Source organism: Sporofaciens sp. SGI.106 (assembly GCF_050314255.1).
Classification (GTDB): Bacteria; Bacillota; Clostridia; order Lachnospirales; family Lachnospiraceae; genus Claveliimonas.
Map to the genome: position 1 here is coordinate 25,948 of NZ_JBNPMZ010000008.1, position 20,100 is coordinate 46,047.

The 20,100-nt window shown below is 42.7% G+C and carries 16 protein-coding genes and 1 pseudogene; 13 read left to right on the forward strand and 4 right to left on the reverse strand.

Annotation, left to right across the window (positions count from 1 at the left end; genetic code table 11):
- Positions 1-42: 42 nt before the first annotated feature.
- The gene (locus ACQRCC_RS07775; RefSeq protein ID WP_427850245.1) at positions 43-969 is read right to left on the reverse strand and encodes an AraC family transcriptional regulator; all 927 of its coding nucleotides are present in this window, start codon (positions 967-969) and stop codon (positions 43-45) included.
- A 180-nt stretch (positions 970-1,149) separates the two neighbouring features.
- Here ACQRCC_RS07775 and ACQRCC_RS07780 point away from each other — a divergent pair, with 180 nt between their 5' ends.
- Both ACQRCC_RS07780 and ACQRCC_RS07785 read left to right on the forward strand, forming a co-directional pair.
- Positions 1,150-3,207 (forward strand): glycoside hydrolase family 31 protein, encoded by a 2,058-nt coding sequence (locus ACQRCC_RS07780; protein ID WP_427850246.1) that lies wholly within the window; start codon positions 1,150-1,152, stop codon positions 3,205-3,207.
- Between the two features lie 90 nt (positions 3,208-3,297).
- The gene (locus ACQRCC_RS07785; protein ID WP_427850247.1) at positions 3,298-5,004 is read left to right on the forward strand and encodes an AAA family ATPase; all 1,707 of its coding nucleotides are present in this window, start codon (positions 3,298-3,300) and stop codon (positions 5,002-5,004) included.
- 95 nt (positions 5,005-5,099) lie between these two features.
- Here the strand turns inward: ACQRCC_RS07785 and ACQRCC_RS07790 are convergent, their stop codons facing one another.
- On the reverse strand, positions 5,100-5,264 hold the full coding sequence (locus ACQRCC_RS07790) for a hypothetical protein (RefSeq protein ID WP_320813286.1): 165 nt from the start codon (positions 5,262-5,264) through the stop codon (positions 5,100-5,102).
- Positions 5,265-5,440: 176 nt separating this feature from the next.
- Here ACQRCC_RS07790 and ACQRCC_RS07795 point away from each other — a divergent pair, with 176 nt between their 5' ends.
- The 3 genes from ACQRCC_RS07795 to ACQRCC_RS07805 all read left to right on the forward strand — a co-directional run bounded on the left by ACQRCC_RS07795 (position 5,441) and on the right by ACQRCC_RS07805 (position 6,934).
- A complete protein-coding gene (locus ACQRCC_RS07795; protein WP_427850248.1) occupies positions 5,441-5,632 on the forward strand; it encodes a hypothetical protein in 192 nt (63 codons plus the stop codon).
- Between the two features lie 133 nt (positions 5,633-5,765).
- Complete coding sequence (locus tag ACQRCC_RS07800) at positions 5,766-6,365, forward strand: chromate transporter (protein ID WP_427850249.1); 600 nt, start codon at positions 5,766-5,768, stop codon at positions 6,363-6,365.
- Positions 6,362-6,934 carry a chromate transporter gene (locus ACQRCC_RS07805; RefSeq protein WP_427850250.1) on the forward strand — a complete coding sequence of 191 codons (573 nt, stop codon included), beginning with the start codon at positions 6,362-6,364 and terminating at the stop codon, positions 6,932-6,934. The genes ACQRCC_RS07800 and ACQRCC_RS07805 overlap by 4 nt, the downstream gene beginning before the upstream one ends.
- Before the next feature lie 11 nt (positions 6,935-6,945).
- Here the strand turns inward: ACQRCC_RS07805 and ACQRCC_RS07810 are convergent, their stop codons facing one another.
- Positions 6,946-8,151, reverse strand: coding sequence for a helix-turn-helix domain-containing protein (locus ACQRCC_RS07810; RefSeq protein WP_427850251.1), 1,206 nt, complete (start codon positions 8,149-8,151; stop codon positions 6,946-6,948).
- 128 nt (positions 8,152-8,279) lie between these two features.
- Here ACQRCC_RS07810 and ACQRCC_RS07815 point away from each other — a divergent pair, with 128 nt between their 5' ends.
- From ACQRCC_RS07815 to ACQRCC_RS07850, 8 genes and pseudogenes are all read left to right on the forward strand, one after another.
- Positions 8,280-10,637, forward strand: coding sequence for a glycoside hydrolase family 3 C-terminal domain-containing protein (locus ACQRCC_RS07815; RefSeq protein WP_427850252.1), 2,358 nt, complete (start codon positions 8,280-8,282; stop codon positions 10,635-10,637).
- A gap of 50 nt (positions 10,638-10,687) precedes the next feature.
- Positions 10,688-13,252: a family 78 glycoside hydrolase catalytic domain gene (locus ACQRCC_RS07820; protein ID WP_427850253.1), complete on the forward strand. Its 2,565-nt coding sequence runs from the start codon at positions 10,688-10,690 to the stop codon at positions 13,250-13,252.
- A gap of 1 nt (position 13,253) precedes the next feature.
- Positions 13,254-14,702, forward strand: a pseudogene (locus tag ACQRCC_RS07825) (MFS transporter).
- Positions 14,703-14,792: 90 nt separating this feature from the next.
- A complete protein-coding gene (locus tag ACQRCC_RS07830; RefSeq protein ID WP_427850254.1) occupies positions 14,793-15,104 on the forward strand; it encodes an AAA family ATPase in 312 nt (103 codons plus the stop codon).
- Positions 15,067-15,735 (forward strand): hypothetical protein, encoded by a 669-nt coding sequence (locus ACQRCC_RS07835; RefSeq protein WP_427850255.1) that lies wholly within the window; start codon positions 15,067-15,069, stop codon positions 15,733-15,735. The genes ACQRCC_RS07830 and ACQRCC_RS07835 overlap by 38 nt, the downstream gene beginning before the upstream one ends.
- 81 nt (positions 15,736-15,816) lie before the next feature.
- A complete protein-coding gene (locus tag ACQRCC_RS07840; RefSeq protein ID WP_427850256.1) occupies positions 15,817-16,230 on the forward strand; it encodes a hypothetical protein in 414 nt (137 codons plus the stop codon).
- A gap of 23 nt (positions 16,231-16,253) precedes the next feature.
- Positions 16,254-17,948: an AAA family ATPase gene (locus tag ACQRCC_RS07845; protein ID WP_427850257.1), complete on the forward strand. Its 1,695-nt coding sequence runs from the start codon at positions 16,254-16,256 to the stop codon at positions 17,946-17,948.
- A 37-nt stretch (positions 17,949-17,985) separates the two neighbouring features.
- Entirely contained in the window at positions 17,986-18,993 is a 1,008-nt protein-coding gene (locus ACQRCC_RS07850) for an alpha/beta hydrolase (protein WP_427850258.1), read from the forward strand.
- A gap of 16 nt (positions 18,994-19,009) precedes the next feature.
- Here the strand turns inward: ACQRCC_RS07850 and ACQRCC_RS07855 are convergent, their stop codons facing one another.
- The gene (locus ACQRCC_RS07855) at positions 19,010-19,966 is read right to left on the reverse strand and encodes an AraC family transcriptional regulator (protein WP_427850259.1); all 957 of its coding nucleotides are present in this window, start codon (positions 19,964-19,966) and stop codon (positions 19,010-19,012) included.
- Positions 19,967-20,100: the final 134 nt, after the last annotated feature.

The window sequence follows — 20,100 nt, forward strand, 5'->3', positions numbered from 1 at the left end:
ATAAGACTTTTTAACACCCGCAGGTATCTGCGGGTGTTTTCTTTAGAGGGGACAGGTTCCTCGACTCACTGAGTCGAGGAACCTGTCCCTTTTGATTTCATTTATGAAAGTAAGAGGCGTTACGTGATATTTTTTCTTGAAGGCTCTGTGGAAATAGGAGAGATTGTGAAAGCCTACCGAAAGGGACACATCCAGAATGGAAGATTCTCCCTCTTTAAACAGTTCCACAGCCTTTTCCAGGCGCATATTATTGATATATTCCACACAGGTCATGTTCATATGTCTTTTGAAAAAGCGCATAAAATGATAATCGCTGAAATAGCACAGCTTTGCCAGTTCTGAAACAGAAATGGAATCTGCATAATGAAGTTCAATATAGTCGAGTACCTGCTTAAGCTTATCGGAAGAAGCTTTCGCATTGGAGGAGGGAGTTTTTTCACTGTATTGAAGCAGCAGAAAGATTGCCTGCAAGAACAGGGATTTCAGGGCCAGCTCATATCCGATAATCTTTTCGTCATATAAGGAAGTAATCTGTCCGAAAATTTTGCGCAGCGAGCCATAGACAGGGTGAGCCGGAGTAATCAGGCAGGGGAGAGCCAGCTCCTGGTTTATCAGCGGTGTGAGATAGCGGGTGGAGCAGACATCCGTAGAATTGCCGCCCAGAAAGTTCATATGAAACACATAAGTTTCTGAAATCGCCGCTTCTCCGGGATCAATGGCGATGGAGTGAAGCAAAAGCGGAGGAACGAATAAGATATCCCCTTCGTTTACTTCGTAGTCAATCAGGTTAATCTGATAAAGGCAGTGCCCGGATGTGATCAGGGTAAGTTCTGCCTCTTCATGCCAGTGCGTAGTAACGGCCGGATAGTCAGAAGAAAATCCGGTAATATATTTCTGCATGGGAAAGAAAGCTTCTCCATGTTTTGCATTTTCTCTTTGTTCTAATGCAGGTGAATGTAATTTTTTCATAATAGTTCCCCTTTTTGTTATAGAGAGCAGTATTGTGTTATAATAAGCAAATATTTTGCAAGAAAAAATCTAAATTATATTTTATGATAGCAGTATAATACATGTTTGAAAATAGCTCAAGACAGAATTTGAATCAGAACAAAAGGAATAAAAAATCAGAAGATATCAGGAGGAAAGAAAATGATCAGCAAGTATATTTTCGGAGAACCAATTGAAACAGGAGCGGTTGTTATGGAGCTTACACAAAGTGAGGCAGATTTTTCAGTGATGCAGCTTGAGGTGCAGGAAAATGCAATTCAATTATCCTGTCATATGGCGGAAAATGATATTGTTTACGGTCTTGGAGAGCAGGTTCGTGGAATGAATAAGAGAGGATTTGCATACATCAGCAATGCTACCGATGATCCGGCGCATACGGAAAATAAGCATTCTCTGTATGGAGCTCATAATTTTATGATCTTACACAGATGTGAAAAAGATAGCGATGGGCAGAAGTCCTTTGGAATCTTTGTGGATGATCCGGGAACGGTTATTTTTGATGTGGGACAGACAGATCTGGATAAACTTGTGATTACAGCAGGAAAGAACTGTGTAATATACGTAATTGAAGGAAATAATCTGAAGGATATGGTAAAGCAGTTCCGGGAACTGATCGGACAGAGCTATGTGGCACCAAAATGGGCATTTGGCTATCAGCAGTCCCGCTGGAGCTATGAGACGGCTGAGGAAGTCCGTTCTGTAGTGGAAGGTCATCACGGAAAAGGAATTCCGTTAGATGCAGTATATCTGGATATTGATTATATGGAAAGCTATAAAGATTTCACCGTAGATGAGGAGAAATTCCCGAATTTTGAAGAGTTCACAGCGGAGATGAAGGAGCAGGGCGTACATCTGGTGCCGATCATTGATGCGGGTGTGAAAATAGAGAAAGACTATCCGACTTATGAAGAAGGAGTCCGGGAAAACTATTTCTGCAAGGATGAGGATGGAGAAGATTTTGTGGCAGCTGTGTGGCCGGGGAAGGTGCATTTTCCGGATGTGCTGAATTCCAGAGCAAGAGAGTGGTTCGGCGGAAAATACAGATGGCTGATCGAGCAGGGAATCGACGGTTTCTGGAATGACATGAATGAGCCTGCTATCTTTTATTCCGAGAAAAACCTGAAAAAAGTATTTGATGAGATCATGCTTAAGAAGGATGAAAATATGGATCTTCATGCATTTTTCCAGATGAAGAATCTTGTTGTGGGCCTGTCCAATAATCCGGTAGATTATCAGAGCTTTTATCATGATATGGATGGCAAAAAAATCCGTCATGATCAGGTGCATAACCTGTATGGATTCAATATGACCAGGGCTGCTTCAGAGGCCTTCGACAAGATAGAGCCTGACAAGAGAATTCTCTTATTCTCACGTTCTTCTTATGTGGGAATGCACCGTTACGGAGGTATCTGGACCGGTGATAATAATGCATGGTGGGGGCAGTTGCTTCTCAGCATTCAGCAGATGCCGGGACTGAACATGTGCGGTTTCCTGTACACAGGTTCCGATATCGGAGGATTCGGAAGTGACACGACAGAAGATCTGGTAATGCGCTGGCTCGAATTCGGAATTTTTACACCGCTGATGAGAAATCATGCGGCAATAGGAACGAGATATCAGGAAGCATATCAGTTTGAAAATACGGATGCGTTCCGTAACATCATCCGCATGCGTTATGGATTGCTTCCGTACATTTACAGCGAATATATGAAGGCAGTGCTGAACAATGAGATGTATTTCAGACCGATAGCATTTGACTATCCGGATGACAGCCAGGCATTCCGTGTAGAAGATCAGCTGATGGTTGGAGAGAGTATTATGATTGCCCCGGTTTATGTTCAGAATGCAAAAGGGCGTTATGTATATCTGCCGGAGGATATGATGATGGTACGCATGAAATCTCTGGAGGAGAAAAGCTGTGAGGTACTTCATAAAGGACATCATTATATAGATATTGCTCTGGATGAGGTTGTGATTTTCGTAAAGAAGAATCATATGCTTCCACTGGCAGTTCTTGACCAGAATGTGAAGACTATCGCGGATGTTGATGAGAACCGGATTGAGTGGATAGGGTTTGCAGAAGAATCTGCGGAGTATATGCTGTACAGCGATGATGGAATGTCCAGAAATTATACACCGCAGGAAAACTGGAAGAAGGTAGTTTTAACAAAAGAGGAATTGGCGAAAACAAAGAAATGATGATATAGAAGTAGAATTGTAATTTGATTTGGAATCCGCTATACTAAAGAAAGGTAGACTTTAGTATAGCGGATTTTTATGGAGGAAGTTATGGCAAAAACAGTAGCGATTGGAATTCAGGATTTCGGAGATTTGATTCGAAAGAACTATTTTTATATTGATAAAACATCCTTCATTAAGGAATGGTGGGAAAGTGGAGACAGTGTGACACTGATTACCCGTCCCAGACGATTTGGAAAGACACTGAACATGAGTATGACAGAGCAGTTTTTTTCTGTGGATCATGCGGATAAGGGAGAGTTGTTTGAAGGACTAAAGATCTGGGAAGATGAAGAGTATCGGAAGATTCAGGGAACATATCCGGTGATCAGCCTGTCCTTTGCCAATGTGAAGGAAACTACGTTTCAAAATACGAAAGAAAAGATCTGTCAGCTTCTTACAAACGTATATGTGAAATACTCTTTTTTAAAAGAGAGTAATGTGCTTGCAGATGCGGACAGGGCATTTTTTGACCGGATGCTGTCTCCGGTTGATATGAGGGACACGGATGCAACCCTTGCGCTTTATCAATTATCAGATTACCTTTGCCGCTACTATGGAAAAAAGGTGATTATTCTGTTGGATGAATATGATACACCGATGCAGGAAGCTTATGTGCATGGATACTGGGAAGAACTGGTAGCATTTACCAGAAGTCTTTTCAATTCTACTTTCAAGACGAATCCCTGGCTGGAACGGGGACTGATGACCGGAATTACGAGAGTCAGTAAAGAATCTATTTTTTCGGATCTGAATAATCTAAAAGTTGTAACGACCACATCAGATGAGTATGCCACGTCTTTTGGATTTACAGAAGCAGAAGTATTTGATGCACTGGAAAAATTTGAATTGACAGAGGAGAAAGAAAAAGTTAAGTATTGGTATGATGGTTTTATCTTCGGCAGCCACAAAGATATTTATAATCCATGGTCAATCTTGAATTTACTGGATACAGGGCAAATCAAAACCTACTGGGCAAACACAAGCTCAAATAGTCTTGTAGGAAAACTGATCCGCGAAGGTGACCGTCGGATTAAGGAAACCTTTGAAAGGCTCCTTAAGGGTGAGGTGATCCGTACGGCGGTTGATGAGCAGATTGTATATAATCAGTTGGATGGAAGCGAAGAAGCTGTGTGCAGTCTGCTTCTGGCAAGCGGGTATCTGAAGGTCCTTTCCTACGAGCGTCTGGATCTGCTGGAAGAAGGCAGAGAACAGATGTATGACCTGGAGCTTACGAATTACGAGGTTAAGCGTATGTTCGAAGGAATGGTGCGGCGCTGGTTTGTGGAAGCAAAAGCAGATTATAATGACTTTATAAAAGCGATGCTCTCAGATGATATTGATGCAATGAATGAGTACATGAATCGGGTTGCAGTTAGTACATTCAGTTATTTTGATACTGGCAGAGGTCTTTTAGGTGATGAGCCGGAGCGATTTTATCATGGATTTGTACTGGGTCTTATGGTAGATATGCAGGATCGATATGTGCTCACTTCTAATCGGGAGAGTGGATTTGGAAGATACGATGTTATGCTTGAGCCAAAGAATCCCCGGGAAGATGATGCCATCATCCTGGAATTCAAGGTATTTAACAAAAGAAGAGAGCAATCGCTTGAGGATACGGTAAATGCGGCACTTGACCAGATTGAGAAAAAGCAGTACGCAGCGCAGCTGGAAGCACGTGGTATTGAAAAGGAACATATTCGGAGTTACGGATTGGCTTTTAAGGGGAAGACGGTGCTGATTGAGAAAGCATAGGAAGAAACTGGAATTGAAGTGAGATAAAAAACAGGGTGTAAGGTCTTGATAATTTAATAAGACTTTACACCTGCGTTATTAGTAGCTATTTTAGTTTAATCCTGCAAACTTTCACGGACCCTTTTTAAATCACGCTCCAGCTTCTTTTTTAGCTTTTCATACTCTTTATTTTCGAGTAATTCAAGTTCATTCTCAATTCGGATTTCCTCTTTTCTTAATTCATCTTTGAATTGAATGTCGGTCGGCATGTATTCATTCATCCTTTCACGTCCCTTCCGTAATAAGATTGATACTTATATTATAGGGAAAATATGAAATAGTGTAAAGCCTTATTAAATTATCAAAGAGCAAAAAATAAGGGTTATAATTTCTGAAAAAGTCGGAATAATTAACTGTATGGCAGCATCTTGAATTTTAGTAGACAGGAGAGGATACGATGCAGGAAAAAAGTGTTAATGAACTTCCGGTAGGTTTTATGCTGAGCCTTGCAATGAATGAAAAGGCGATGAAGAGATTTGTGGATATGGATGAATCACAGCGAAAAGCAGTTGAAGAAGAAAGCAGCCGGGTGAAGTCGAAGGCAGAAATGGAGCGACTGGTGGACCGGCTGGCGAAAGAAGAATTATGATAATGGCGAATTAAGAAAGCGTGAAAAGAAGTGCATCAGATTCGATGTGCTTCTTTTTTATGGCGGCTACTCTGGTATACCAGGGAAAATAATTGTAAAATAGAAGCAGATTCATGAGAAAGGGTGATATATATTGCAAAAGAAGGAAAACAGGCCGTTGGAGGAGTTGTCTGCCCTGCAGATTTACTGGCAGTTGTTCAAAAATATTTTTGTGATTAATTCATGTACCTTTGGCGGAGGTTTTGTGATTATAGGAATGATAAAGCAGACATTTACAGAACAGCTTCACTGGATATCAGAAGAGGAAGTTTTGGATATGACAGCAATTGCACAGTCAGCTCCGGGGCCGCTGGGGATTAATATGGCAATTATTACGGGGTATCGTATCCGAAAAATACCGGGAGCTCTGGTGTGTACTTTGGGAGCAGTACTTCCTCCATTGATTATTATTTCTGTGATTTCTATTTTTTACAATCAGTTTAAAGATAATGCGGTCATCGCACTTGCTCTTCAGGTTATGAGAGCAGGGGTTGCAGCTGTGATTCTGGATGTGGTTATTAATCTGGCATCTAATATTATTAAGAGGAAGAATATTTTGTGGATTCTGCTAATGGTCGCTGCTTTTATAGCTACTGTATTTTTTAATGTCAGTGCAATCGTGCTGATATTAATATGTGCCGTTGTTGGTCTTTTTGACAGTATCAGATGTAAAAGGAGTGACGAAAGCAAATGATATATTTGAGATTATTCTGGGCATTTTTTCAAATCGGACTTTTTAGTTTTGGAGGCGGATATGCGGCTGTTCCGCTGATTCAAAGCCAGATTGTGGAGGCGAATCACTGGCTGGATATGAGCCAGTTTGCAGATCTGATCACGATTGCAGAGATGACCCCAGGACCAATCGTGGTCAACTGTGCAACATTTGTAGGACAGCAGATAGCGGGACTTCCGGGAGCCATTGTTTGTACCCTGGGTTCTGTTTTTCCTTCTCTGGTTATTGTCCTTGTGTTATCGTGGCTCTATATGAAATTCCGTAACTTAAGTACGGTGCAGGGAGTCCTCACCGGGCTTCGACCGGCAATTGTAGCGATGATTGCATCAGCCGGACTTTCTCTTCTTCTGCTGGCACTTTTCAATGCGTCTCTTTCGGATGTGGTGTTGTCTGATTTTCGAGCAGTGGAGGGAGTGATTTTTGTAGTGTGTCTTGTACTGCTGCGAAAGTTTAAGATGAATCCGATTGTGATTATCTTTGGATCGGGGATTGTGGGAACAGTGGTGTATCTGGCATTGGGAGTATCTTAAAAAGTAAAAAATTACTCATATTTTTTCCGGTATTCTGCTGGGGTTCTTCCGGTGTATTTTTTAAATACCCGTGAAAAATGGCTCTGAGAGGAAAATCCCAGATAAGAGCCTATCATAGTTGCAGTTTTATCCGTATAGCGGAGGAGGCGTTTTGCTTCCGCCGTTTTTTCCCTGAGAATAAAATCGGTCAGAGTTTCCCCGGTCTCTTCTTTGAATTTTGCTGAGAGATAGGGACGGCTGATGTAGAGTTCTTTTGCCATATCATCGGTATTTATCGTTTCGGACAGGTGATGGCGGATGTAATTTGCCACATCAAGAACAAGCCGGGAGGGATATTTTCCCCGGCGGATTTTCTCAACACGTTCGGTGAAGTCTAATACCATATGGTATTGGAGGTTGCTGATCTGCTGTGGTGTATTCAGAAGTTCACATTTTCGGATAAAGGCATCGCTCAGAGAAAGTGATTCCTCCGGGCTCATTCCACCGCGGATGGCAGCGCGGGAAACTAAAGTTGCAGAGACAATCAGCGTATTTTTCATTTGTCGGAGCTGGTCTCCTGCAATAGTACCGGCTCGGACAGCAGGGGCTGATGCTATCCATTCCCGGAGGGCGGCGGTATCACCTTTGCGCACAAAATCCATGAGAAGCTGCTCCTGAGAAAGAGAATTATGGATTTCCTGGTGGGAGCCTCTTTCTTCTGAGAGGGCTTCCATACGCAGGGTTGCCTGCTGCCGGTCAAGAAGTTCTTTCAGGCTGCTCTGTTCATTGTCGTAAATCGTAATGTCTTTCAGCTCCAGTTTTTCTCCGTTCATTATATAGTTGATGGTACAAAGAATCTGCAAAACACTCTCAAATGGCATGGGAACAAGATCTCTCATGCCGTTCACAAAGTCTTCCACATCTTCAGAAGGGATATCTGCCCGAAAAGCCAGTTCTTTAAATTCCTGTTCATTTGCGGCCACCTGGCGTGAAGGTCCGAGAATCAGTTTCACATCGCCGGAATTTACAACACCATAATAATGAAAGTGGTTGGTAATGAAGTAACCCACATGATCTTCGATTGCCATGACTTCGTCATAGTAGACGCACAGTGGATCTTTGGGAAGCCGGACCAGATCATAATAGTAGAGAAGTTCCCTGTTTTTAAAAATGCGAATGGGAATACCGGCCAGATTACCTAAAGTAGTGCAAATGTAATGCAGATCAAGATTTTCCATGTGACACCTCCTAATGTTATTACAATTATACTGTTATTCATACAATAGTACAAGTGGAGAAAAATAAAGTGTGGTATTATCAAAATAGAAATGTTGTATGTAAATAGAGTTTAAAGAGGAAGATGACTATGGAAGTAAAGAAAATTATTTCAAAAATGACACTGGAAGAAAAGATTGCATTCTGTACAGGTGCTGATTTCTGGCATACGAAAGCAATGCCGAAGTATGGCGTACCGCAAATGACCATGGCAGATGGACCTCATGGACTTCGTTTTCAGAAGGGAGAGGCTGATATGGTCGGGGTAAATAAGTCTGTCCCGGCGACCTGTTTTCCGCCTGCGGTTACGGCAGGTGCTACCTGGAATGAGGAATTGTATGCAGCAGAAGGAGAGGCTATCGGAAGAGAAGGTCTTGCAGAGGGAGTTACCATGATCCTGGGACCGGGATGTAACATCAAGAGAAATCCTCTTTGCGGCAGAAATTTCGAATACATATCCGAGGATCCTTATATGGCGGGAAAGATGGCAGCCGCTTTTATCCGGGGGCAGCAGAGTACAGGAGCATCTTCAAGCCTGAAGCATTTTGCAGTGAACAGTCAGGAGCATAAGAGACAGAATGGTGACAGTCAGTTGGATGAGAGGACACTTCGGGAGATTTATCTGACGGCATTTGAAATTGCGGTAAAGGAAGGAAAAACGGATACTGTCATGTGTGCTTATAACAAAATTAACGGGGTACACTGCAGTGACAGCAAAGAATTGCTTACCGATATTCTTCGGACTGAATGGGGATTCGATGGAATGGTAGTTACAGATTGGGGAGCGTTAAATGACCGGATTGAAGGGCTGAAAGCGGGATGTGAACTGTGTATGCCTGGAGGTTCTAAGTTTATGAACCGGGCTGCACGGGAGGCGGTAAAGAATGGAACGCTGGATGAAAAAGTGATTGATACGTGTGTAGAGCGTATTCTGAAGCAGGTAGAAAAAAGCCAGAAGGCACTGAAGGCAGGGAAAGTCGGACCGGCGGATATGGATGCCCATCATCAGCTGGCAGAAAAGATTGCGGAAGAGGGTGCGGTATTATTAAAAAATGAAGAAAATATTCTGCCTCTTACGACTCCGGATGTGATTCTGATCGGCCATATGGCAGAGAATATGCGCTATCAGGGAACCGGAAGCAGTCATATTAATCCTACGAAACTGGTGAATCTTACAGATGTTTTTACAGGGGTACCTTACCTGCCGTGTTGTGACGAGGAAGGAAATGTGACGGAGGAAGCGCTGAAAGAAGCAGCCCAAGAGGCGGCAGCGCACAAAATCGCGGTGGTAGTAGCCGGGCTTCCGGAGATATATGAGTCGGAAGCATTTGACCGGAAGCACATGAGACTGCCGGATGGTCATAACCGGATGATTGAAGCAGTGGCAACTGCAAATGAGAATACGGTGGTTGTTCTCCTCGGAGGAAGTGCAATGGAAATTCCGTGGGAAGATAAAGTGAAGGCAATCCTCTACATGGGACTTCCCGGACAGGCAGGGGGAGAAGCGGCATACAATCTTCTGACCGGAAAGGCAGTTCCGTCCGGAAAGCTTACGGAGACCTGGCCGGTCTCTTATGATGACGTGGTTTCAAAGAGAACATTTGGAAAAAGAAATGTGGAATACCGGGAAGGTATCTATGTGGGATATCGGTATTACGATAAAGCGGGTAAAAATGTGCGCTATCCATTCGGGTATGGCTTGTCCTATACAAGTTTTGATTACAGCGATATGAAAATTCAGGACAACAGAGTTTCTGTCAATATTACCAATACAGGAAGTGTGGCAGGTGCTGAGGTGGCACAGCTCTATATAGCACCTCCGAAGGATGGAATTTTCCGGCCGGAAAAAGAGTTAAAGGGATTTGTGCGTGTAGAACTGGTTCCGGGAGAGACGAAGACCGTACAGTTTGAACTGAACGAGAGAAGCTTTGCCATCTGGAATCACGGATGGATCGTTCCAAAGGGCAGCTATACTGTGATGATCGGTGCTTCCAGCCGCGATATCCGGCTTACGGAAGAGATAGAAGTGGACGGAGTGAAGGCAGATCCACCTGAATGGCAGAAGGGAAGCTGGTATGAGCATCTGACCGGACTTCCGAAGCGGGAGGAATGGGAGAAAATGATGGGACACCCGGTTCCGGTTGTATCAAAGCCTAAGAAGGGGGAATTTACACTGGATAATACCTGTCTGGAAATGAAAAACAGTTCGCTCATTATGAGAATTCAATATAAAGTGACGGAGAATATTGTTGCAAAAAGCTATGGAGGAAAAAAAGATATGTCGAATCCTTCCTATCGCATGACCCTGATCTGTGCGGTAGACTGCCCGCTTCGAGGAGTAGTAATTAACAGCGGAGGAGCCATGAATGATTCTATAGCAAATGGACTGCTTCATATGGCAAACGGACACTATCTGAAGGGAATCGCAGCAATGCTGAAAAAGTCCTGATTTTATTCGGAAACAGAATGAAATGAAGGTCAGAAGGGAGATAAAGAAAAATGTATGCAATAGACTTAAGAACAGAATATCTGAAAAATCCTATGGGAATCGATATCAAAAATCCGTATCTTATGTGGAAATGTGAAGGTGGAATTTCACAGACTGCCTGTCAGATTCTCTGTACGGATGAGGAAAATCATACGTTGTGGGACTCCGGTAAAATTCCGGGGAGTGCCATGCGAATGGAATACAACGGAGAAAAACTGAAAAGCCGTATGCGGGTAAAATGGAAGATCCGCATCTGGGATGAACAGGATGAACCCGGAGACTGGTCAGAGGAAGCTGTGTTTGAAATGGGGCTTTTATCACCTGGAAATTGGAAAGCAAAATGGATCACAGGAAATTATAAAGTTAACAAAAAGGATCGATATCCGGTGGATTGTTTCCTGAGGGAATTGGAAATCAATAAAAAAGTTGTGCGTGCAAGATTGTATATTACTGCATGCGGTCTGTATGAGGCAAGGCTTGATGGGGTAAAGATTGGCGATTTCTGTCTTGCACCGGGACATACGGATTATAGAAAAAGAGTGCAATATCAGACTTATGATGTGACGGATATGCTGTCCGAGGGAGAGCATGAACTCAGTGTTCAGATCGCCGACGGATGGTACCGGGGAAGCACCGGTGCGTGGGGACTTAAGAATCAGTATGGTACGGAGACAAAACTTCTGGCACAGCTGGAACTGTTTTTCGAGGATGGAACCAGAAAAATTATAGCGACAGACAGAAGATGGCAATGGTCAAACGACGGCCCGATCCGCTTTGCGGATAATAAGGATGGTGAGATTATCGAGGCATGGCGAAGACCTTCCTATGGTCAGATTTCGAAGATGACTGATCATCCGGTGGTTCCGACGGCTTCCAATAATGTCCCGGTGGTAGAGAGAGAACGGTTTGTACCGGAGATGAACATAGCACCGAATGGGAAGAAACTGTTTGATTTCGGACAGAATATGGCCGGATATCTGGAATTTCATGTTACTGCAAAAAAAGGACAGAAAATCAATATCCGCTGCGGAGAGCTTCTGGATCAGGATGGAAATCTGACACTGAAGAATATCCAGTGCACCAGAAAGGATTATGCAACACCGCTCCAGCAGATAGAATATATCTGTAAGGAAGGGGACAATCATTATAAGACGACTTTTGCGGTATTTGGTTTCCGATATGCGGAAGTAGATACAGATGTAGAAATCGAACCGGAAAATATCACAGCAATTGCGGTGTACTCAGATATTGAACAGACAGGATTTTTTGAGAGCTCCAACCCTCTTCTTAATAAGTTGGTTGACATCACCGCATGGTCTACCAGAAGCAACAGCCTGGACATTCCTACGGACTGTCCTACCAGAGAACGTCATGGATGGACGGGTGATGCCCAGATTTTCTTTGAGACAGCATCCTACCTTTTTGATTATGCAGCGTTTACAAAGAAATATTTAAATGACGTTTACGACTGGCAGAAAAAGGATGGAAAGCTTCCACAGATTGCACCTTCGGGTGGTGTAGATTTTTATATGGATGCCATGAACGGAAGTGTGGGCTGGTCAGATGTGGGAATTCTGATTCCATACCGGTTCTGGAAGCTCAATGGGGACAGACAGATATTGGAAGAATATTATGACTGTATGAAAAAATATGCTCATTTTATGATGAGACGATGTGGAAAATGGGGCGGTCCTCTTGCAAAACGGGTAAAAGGTCTGTCGGGTGAGGCAAAGAAATATTTGGTAAACTGCGGCCAGAGTTATGGGGAGTGGGCAGAACCGGAAGAGGTTCATAAGATGGACTGGAAGGATTGTGCGGCTCCGCATCCGGAAGTATCTACCGCGTACACGGCCTATGTTCTTGGCATTATGGCGGATATTGCCGGTGAACTTGGAAAAATGGAGGATGAAGCACAGTTCCGTATTTACAGCGAAGGATGTAAGAAAGCTTATCAGGAACTTGTGGAGACAAAAGAATTCAGTATGGACACCGACCGGCAGGCACAGCTTGTCCGTCCTCTGGCGTTTGACCTGCTGAATGAAAAGCAGACAGAATTTGCAAGAAAGCGTCTTATAAAAGCTCTGGAAAACTATGGATGGAGATTGGGCACCGGATTCTTATCAACGTCGTTGATTCTGGATGTTCTGGCAGCCTACGATCTGGACAGTGCATACCGGCTTCTGGAAAATGAAGAAATGCCGAGCTGGCTGTTCATGCCGAAGAATGGTGCAACTACCATCTGGGAGTCCTGGGAAGGAATCGAAGCTCAGGGAGGAATCGCATCCCTGAACCATTATTCAAAGGGAGCGGTCTGTGAGTGGCTTTTTAAGACCATGTGTGGAATCCGGATAGATGGAGAGAATCACTTTCGCATTGAGCCGAGACCGGGCGGACATTTTACCTTTGCAAATGCTGAATACGACAGTATATTTGGAAAAGTTAAGAGCGGATGGAAAATAGAAAACGGGGAAACAGTATTTGAAATTGTTATACCGGCAAACTGCACGGCAACTATTTGTCTGCCGGGAATGGAAGAAGAGAATGTGGGCGCGGGAACATACAGGAGGAAAGCGTAAGATGGAAAAAAGAAAAAAACTTGATCAGCCGATTTTCCACAGTCGGATAACGGGGGCGAATGTGAAAAAAACGGAAAAATGGCTGGGATATCTATTGGGACCGGCAGGAGCACTGCTTTTGAATGCAGTACTGGCAACATATCTGAATGTGTACTATACCGATGTATTGAAGCTGACATCTGTATGGGGCGGGGCATTTCTTGTTGTGTTCCCGATTATATCAAAGGTCATTGATTCGATTACAAATGTGGTAATGGGATATGTGATTGACAGAACCCATACGGCACAGGGAAAGGCAAGACCGTGGCTGCTTCTTTCAGCTCCAATGCTTGCTGTTTCCGGTATTCTCTTATTTACTGTGCCGAATGGTTCCGAGACGGTAAAGATTATATGGGTCATGGTGTCCTATAATCTCTACTATTCTTTTGCTTATACGATTTTTAACATGAGCCATAATCTGATGGTGCCGCTCTCTACCAGAGATACTGTGCAGAGAGGAAGTTTGTCCGTTTTTAATTAGATTGCAACGATTATGATGAGTGGAATTCTGGTGGCTCTTGTATTTCCAATGGTCATTATGCCAAAGCTTGGAATTGACCAGGGAAAATGGATTACATTAATGTCTGTACTTTCTATCCTCGTACTGCCATTGACATTGATGGAATATTATTTCACAAAAGAGCGTGTAACGGAAGAAACGCAGGATGAAGCAGTAGAGTCTGTTCCTTTTTCAAAGCAGTTGAAGGCAATCTTTACGGATAAATACATGTTGATTATATATGTATATTTTCTGGTTTTTACGTTTGGCTCTTCAATTAAGAATATGAGTCTTGTATATTTTTGTAATTATGTTCTTGGCACATACAATGATGGTATAACGCAGACGATGCTCTCTGTCATTGGAGGAATTCCTATGGGAATAGGTATTTTCGCAGTTTGGCCGCTGGCAAAGAAATTTGGAAAGCGGAATCTGACAATGGCAGGGTTTATCCTGTATGCGATTGGAGGATTTATCTGCTGGCTGTTCCCTAAGAGCATGACAATTATGTTAATTGGGCAGTTTGTCAAAAATATTGGCGGACTGCCATGTGCATATGTATTTATGGCATTATTTGCAGATGTACTGGATCATCTGGAATGGAAGACCGGTTTCAGAAGCGATGGAATTGCCATGTCTGTATACAATATCATAGCAGTAGCAATGGTGGGAATCTGTCAGGGAATCTTCAATGGATTTCTGGCAAAGGTAGGCTATGTGGCACCGGAGATTGTAAATGGTGAAACAGTAGCTGCTGTACAGTCACAGGCAGTACAGAATGTAATCACCTTTGGGTTTGTAGGACTGGAAGTATTTACCGGGATTATTTTGATTTTATTACTCTTTTTCCTGAATGTGGAGAAGGATATCGGAAGAAAACAGGACGAGATCCAGGAACGCAGACAGAAGTAGAGAGAAAATGAAGTAGAGAGAAACTTGTTTTTTTAACAGAAAATCTCTATACTAAATGTATCAGTGAAAGTATTTTGGGGAGGAGGCTGAATGGGGATTTATTTAAACCCGACTAATGATAAATTCAGTGAAGCCAGAAATTCGGAGATTTATGTAGAAACAGGACGGAATTTTATTATTCTGATTGATGAGTGGGACTGTGTTCTGAGAGAATGTAAGGATGATCTGTCAGGACAGAAACATTACCTGGATTTTCTCAAAGACAGAGGATATATTCATCTTGTATATATGACAGGAATCCTGCCTATAAAAAAATACGGAACACATTCTGCCTTAAACATGTTCAGGGAATTTTCTATGACAGATGCCGGTGAACTTGCGGAATGTTGGGGCAGTTTATAATCCACAATCCGTGGTATTCAGCGTGTTGTCAGGAGAGTTTGGCAATTACTGGAATCAGACAGAAACATATGAGGCACTGAAAATCTATATTGATTTAAATTATGATGGTTTGAAAGATCAGATTATTCGTATGATACAGGGGGAAACGGTTGGCATAGATATCGGAAGTTTTAACAACGACCTGACCTCATTTGCGTCGCGTGATGATGTTATTACTCTTTTGATTCATCTTGGATATCTGGGATATGATTCAAAGTACCAGGAGGCATTTATACCGAATAATGAGATATTGAATGAATTTGTAAGTGCAGTACGCAATTCAGATTGGGGCGAGGTCACGAAAGCGCTGGAATTATCCCGGGATACTCTTCAAGCCATATGGAATAAAAACGAAAAATTTGTAGAAAGAGCAATAGAGCAATCCCATTTAGAGACATCTTATTTTCAATATAATGATGAAAATGCACTGAGCTATACGATATCCCTTGCGCTATATGCTGCGAGAAATTATTATACGGTTGTAAAAGAAATGCCGACCGGAAAGGGAAGGGCAGATATTGTTTTTTTGCCGAGAAAGCAGTTTTTGGATAAACCGGCACTTTTGGTAGAATTAAAGTGGAATCAGTTATGATAAGAAGACAAAAGAGCATAAATGTAAGATTGAATCGGTGATTCAATAGAATTGTTCTATTCTATGGATAATAGTTAAAGGATGGCGTTTGATGTTTATGCCTGTAATCATGATCTGGATACGTTAAATGTCTGTAAAGAAATCGACCCGATTACGTATTATGGAATGAATATTCTTGACTATTTAACCGGGAACACGGACAGGCATCCGGAAAACTGGGGATTTCTGATTAATAACAGAAATAATCAGTATATTTCCCTGTATCCGCTGATGGATTTTAATCAGTGCTTTTTGTCATATGATAGTTTGGATGGGGCAAATTGCCAGACTGTTTTGCTGGAGCATTTAACACAAAGAGAGGCGGCGATAGAGGCTGTCAAACATATTGGGTTAAGGCAAATTCGTGAGATGGATATGAGTAAATTCGGAAATATGAAAAAAGAAGCAGAGATGTTCCGATTACGATTGAATGAACTGAAAAAGCATGTAAATTAGAGAATTGTTTTATGGAGGTTATTATGGCGAGTACGGTAGCGATTGGTATACAGAGCTTCGATAAAATCAGAGATAATAACTATTTTTATATAGATAAAACATCATTTATCAAAGAATGGTGGGAAAGTGGAGATGATGTAACCCTTATTACCCGTCCGCGGCGATTTGGAAAGACACTGAATATGAGTATGCTGGAAGAGTTCTTTTCTTTAGAGTATACGGACAGAGAGGATCTGTTTGAAGGGTTATCTATATGGCAGGAAGAAAAATACAGGGAGCTGCAAGGCACATATCCTGTGATCAGTTTGTCTTTTGCTAACGTGAAGGAGAGGGGCTATCAGAACGTGAGGAAGAAAATCTGTCAGTTGCTGACAGATTTATATACAGACCGATCCTTCTTATTGGAAAGTCCTGCACTTGAAGCTGGGGATAAAGAGATTTTCAAGCGGATCAGTGTTCATATGGATGATGTAGATGCTGCGATGGCACTTCACTATTTATCTAAGTTCCTGTATTTGCATTATGGAAAAAGGGTTATTATCCTTTTAGATGAATACGATACTCCGATGCAGGAAGCATATGTGGACGGATACTGGGATGAACTGGTCAGATTTACAAGAAGTATGTTTAACGCTGCCTTCAAGACGAATCCGTGGCTTGAACGAGCACTTATGACGGGGATAACAAGAGTCAGTAAGGAATCCATCTTTTCGGATTTGAACAATTTGAAGGTTGTTACTACAACTTCAGATGAATATGCAGAAGCCTTTGGATTTACAGAAAAAGAAGTATTTGATGCTTTGGAAGAAAGAGGATTATCTGACAAAAAAGAGATTGTAAAATTCTGGTATGATGGTTTCATTTTTGGAACGCATAAAGATATTTACAATCCATGGTCTATTCTAAATCTTTTAGATACTGGAAAAATAACAACTTATTGGGCCAATACCAGTTCTAATAGCCTGGTGGGTAAACTTCTCCGTGAGGGAAACCGAAGATTGAAAGAAAGATTTGAAGCCTTGATTCAGGGCGAAAGTATTTACTCACCCATTGATGAACAGATTGTATACAGTCAGCTCGATAACGATGAGTCTGCAATCTGGAGTCTTCTTCTGGCAAGCGGCTATCTGAAAGTATTGAATTGTGAGAAGGAAGAACTGATGGAATATGGGGAAGCGCCGGAGTACGAGCTGGCACTTACCAATTATGAGGTGAAGCGCATGTTTTACTCGATGGTACGAGGATGGTTCCGGGATGCACAGGCGGATTATAATGATTTTGTCAGGGCGATGCTGTTAGATGACCTGGATGCCATGAATGAGTATATGAATCGCGTGGCTCTGAAGACATTCAGTTATTTTGATACGGGTAATCATCCGTCCGGTGCGGAGCCTGAGAGATTTTACCATGGATTTGTGCTGGGAATGATTGTAGATTTGCAGAGCAGGTATATAATCACGTCTAATGGTGAAAGTGGGTTTGGCAGATATGATATAATGCTGGAACCAAGACATCCGCAGGAAGATGACGCTATTATTCTGGAGTTTAAAGTGTTTAATGCCCGGAGAGAAAATAGTCTGGAAGATACCGTTCAGGCAGCGCTTGAGCAGATTGAGAAGATGAAGTATGCGGAAAAACTGTCGGAGCGTGGAATTCCCAAAGAACGAATCAGAAGTTATGGATTTGCATTTCGGGGGAAACAGGTGCTTATTGGATAATGGTTGGAAACAAAATTGAAAATAAAGGAGTAACAGGATGAAAAAGCAGACAATCAATTTATGGAAAAAAGAAGAATACCGTTATCCGTATGCGGGAGAATTTCTTCCAAACATTACAACCTATCTCCATGAGGATGAGACGGTGCGTCCGGCGATGGTTGTGGTTCCGGGAGGCGGCTATGCCTTCGTAAGTCCAACGGAGGGAGAAATTGTGGCAAAGCGATTCTACGAGGCGGGATATCAGGCTTTTGTGTTGACTTATACAATCAATATGTTTCAATTGAAGCCATTAGGGAAGCAGCCGCTTCGGGATATTTCCAGGGCTGTGCGCTATATTCGTTATCATGCGGAAAGCCTGCATGTAAAGTGTGACCAGATTGTCTGTTGTGGATTCTCGGCAGGAGCCCATTTGACCGGAAGTCTTGCAGTTCATTATCAGGATGTAGAGCTTGCGAATGAGCCGTATGCTGAGATTTCCAATCGTCCGGATGCGGTGCTTTTGTGTTATCCGGTAATCACGAGCGGGGAAAAAGCACATCGCGGCAGTTTTGATCTGCTTCTGGGCGAGGATGCATCAAAAGAGAAGCTTATATGGGCAAGTCTGGAAAAGCAGGTGACAGAGGATACACCTCCGGCTTTTCTGTGGCAGACCATGACGGATGCAACGGTTCCTGTAGAAAACAGTATCATGTATACAAAGGCCTGCCGGGAGGCAGGAGTTCTGTGCGAACTTCATTTGTTTATGGAAGGAAGACATGGAATGAGCCTTGCAAATGAAGACTGGGCAACGAACAATATTGGAGAAGACAGCATATATACGATGATGCAGCAGTGGCAGACATTGAAGACACTCTACGGGCAGAATCCGGATATGGTGCCGAAGATGTTCGTATCTTCTGCGAAGGCAGAGAGCCTTCCGGATTTTGCAGTTAAATGGACGGAAGCGACGACAGACCCTTCGAAGCAGGAAGAACAGCATAAGGATGCATCCGCTATGCAGTGGCCGGATCTGGCTCTTACATGGCTGAATAAGATTCTCCGCTAGATATCAATAGTATGCATTAAGAACGGTATTCCTTTGGTGAACATCCATATTTCTCCCGGAATTTTCGGTGAAAATAGCTGCTGTTTTCATACCCTACCGCTTCCATAACAGCCTCTGTCGAGAGCGGAGTACGGCACAGAAGGGTGGCAGCCTGCTGAAGCTTTTTCTGTTGGAGAAGTGCTTTGAAATGCTGACCGGTATATTTTTTCAATAAGCGGCTCACATAGTATGTGGGCTGCTTTATTTCTGCGCATATCTGTTCCAGAGAGCCGTCCTTATAATGGGAATCGATATATTTCAGGACGGAAAATACAAGATTTTGCTCATACTGGTTAGGATCATTCTGGTTCAGAGATTCCGCAAAGGAGGACAGATTCATAAGCAGGAGTCCCATGGTGGCCTGATTAATAGCGTTGGTCTGGGAACGTTTGTGTATCAGCGTCCAGATCATGTTTTCCAGAAGGTTCTGAACCGGCAGAATATCTCTGGCCTGGAAATGCAGATAACCTGACCGGGAAATGTCGCCGGACAGGGAGGAGATCAGGAAATCATACAGAATATCCCCTTTGTCGAGCATGGAGACGGAGCGGTCAAAAAACTCGGACAATATGATAAAATTGACGGCGATGTCATTCTGTCCTGCCGGTAAAATTTCCTGGGTTACGTTCTGATTCAGGAAGAGAAGATCTCCTTCCTCTAATACAATACGATCACTGTCGTTAATGATATGGGTGGTGGTTCCGCTGCACATATACACCATCTCAATATAATTGTGACGGTGCTTTGGAAAATGTGCAAATCTGGTATGCGGACGTATTTCAATAAGACGTCCCTTTTCCAGAAGTTTGCGGCTGTCGATTACAAAATCTTTCCGCGAAGTATATAATGATTTTTCAATATCTGTATGGCCTGAGAGGATGGTCTGTTCCTCGGCAGTAATAGGCCATAGATGTGATAATAGCTCCGGTCTCATGGTATCCTCCCGTTTCTGTGTTTTGTACCTTTTGAATCATTATATCATAGATTGCAAATAAGGTCCCATTTATTATCGGAGAAAGTCCTTAATTTTCTCATGTGAGGATGTTAGTATTAGAATATCAAAGGAAA

What these genes read in the sequence shown, in the direction of transcription:
- ACQRCC_RS07795 (WP_427850248.1), top strand. Translation starts at nt 5,441, where the DNA reads ATGCAGGAAAAAAGTGTTAATGAACTTCCGGTAGGTTTTATGCTGAGC.
- ACQRCC_RS07790 (WP_320813286.1), bottom strand. Translation starts at nt 5,264, where the DNA reads ATGAATGAATACATGCCGACCGACATTCAATTCAAAGATGAATTAAGA.
- ACQRCC_RS07835 (WP_427850255.1), top strand. Translation starts at nt 15,067, where the DNA reads ATGCCGGTGAACTTGCGGAATGTTGGGGCAGTTTATAATCCACAATCC.
- ACQRCC_RS07845 (WP_427850257.1), top strand. Translation starts at nt 16,254, where the DNA reads ATGGCGAGTACGGTAGCGATTGGTATACAGAGCTTCGATAAAATCAGA.
- ACQRCC_RS07850 (WP_427850258.1), top strand. Translation starts at nt 17,986, where the DNA reads ATGAAAAAGCAGACAATCAATTTATGGAAAAAAGAAGAATACCGTTAT.
- ACQRCC_RS07820 (WP_427850253.1), top strand. Translation starts at nt 10,688, where the DNA reads ATGTATGCAATAGACTTAAGAACAGAATATCTGAAAAATCCTATGGGA.
- ACQRCC_RS07840 (WP_427850256.1), top strand. Translation starts at nt 15,817, where the DNA reads ATGGCGTTTGATGTTTATGCCTGTAATCATGATCTGGATACGTTAAAT.
- ACQRCC_RS07815 (WP_427850252.1), top strand. Translation starts at nt 8,280, where the DNA reads ATGGAAGTAAAGAAAATTATTTCAAAAATGACACTGGAAGAAAAGATT.
- ACQRCC_RS07785 (WP_427850247.1), top strand. Translation starts at nt 3,298, where the DNA reads ATGGCAAAAACAGTAGCGATTGGAATTCAGGATTTCGGAGATTTGATT.
- ACQRCC_RS07810 (WP_427850251.1), bottom strand. Translation starts at nt 8,151, where the DNA reads ATGGAAAATCTTGATCTGCATTACATTTGCACTACTTTAGGTAATCTG.
- ACQRCC_RS07775 (WP_427850245.1), bottom strand. Translation starts at nt 969, where the DNA reads ATGAAAAAATTACATTCACCTGCATTAGAACAAAGAGAAAATGCAAAA.
- ACQRCC_RS07830 (WP_427850254.1), top strand. Translation starts at nt 14,793, where the DNA reads ATGGGGATTTATTTAAACCCGACTAATGATAAATTCAGTGAAGCCAGA.
- ACQRCC_RS07805 (WP_427850250.1), top strand. Translation starts at nt 6,362, where the DNA reads ATGATATATTTGAGATTATTCTGGGCATTTTTTCAAATCGGACTTTTT.
- ACQRCC_RS07855 (WP_427850259.1), bottom strand. Translation starts at nt 19,966, where the DNA reads ATGAGACCGGAGCTATTATCACATCTATGGCCTATTACTGCCGAGGAA.
- ACQRCC_RS07780 (WP_427850246.1), top strand. Translation starts at nt 1,150, where the DNA reads ATGATCAGCAAGTATATTTTCGGAGAACCAATTGAAACAGGAGCGGTT.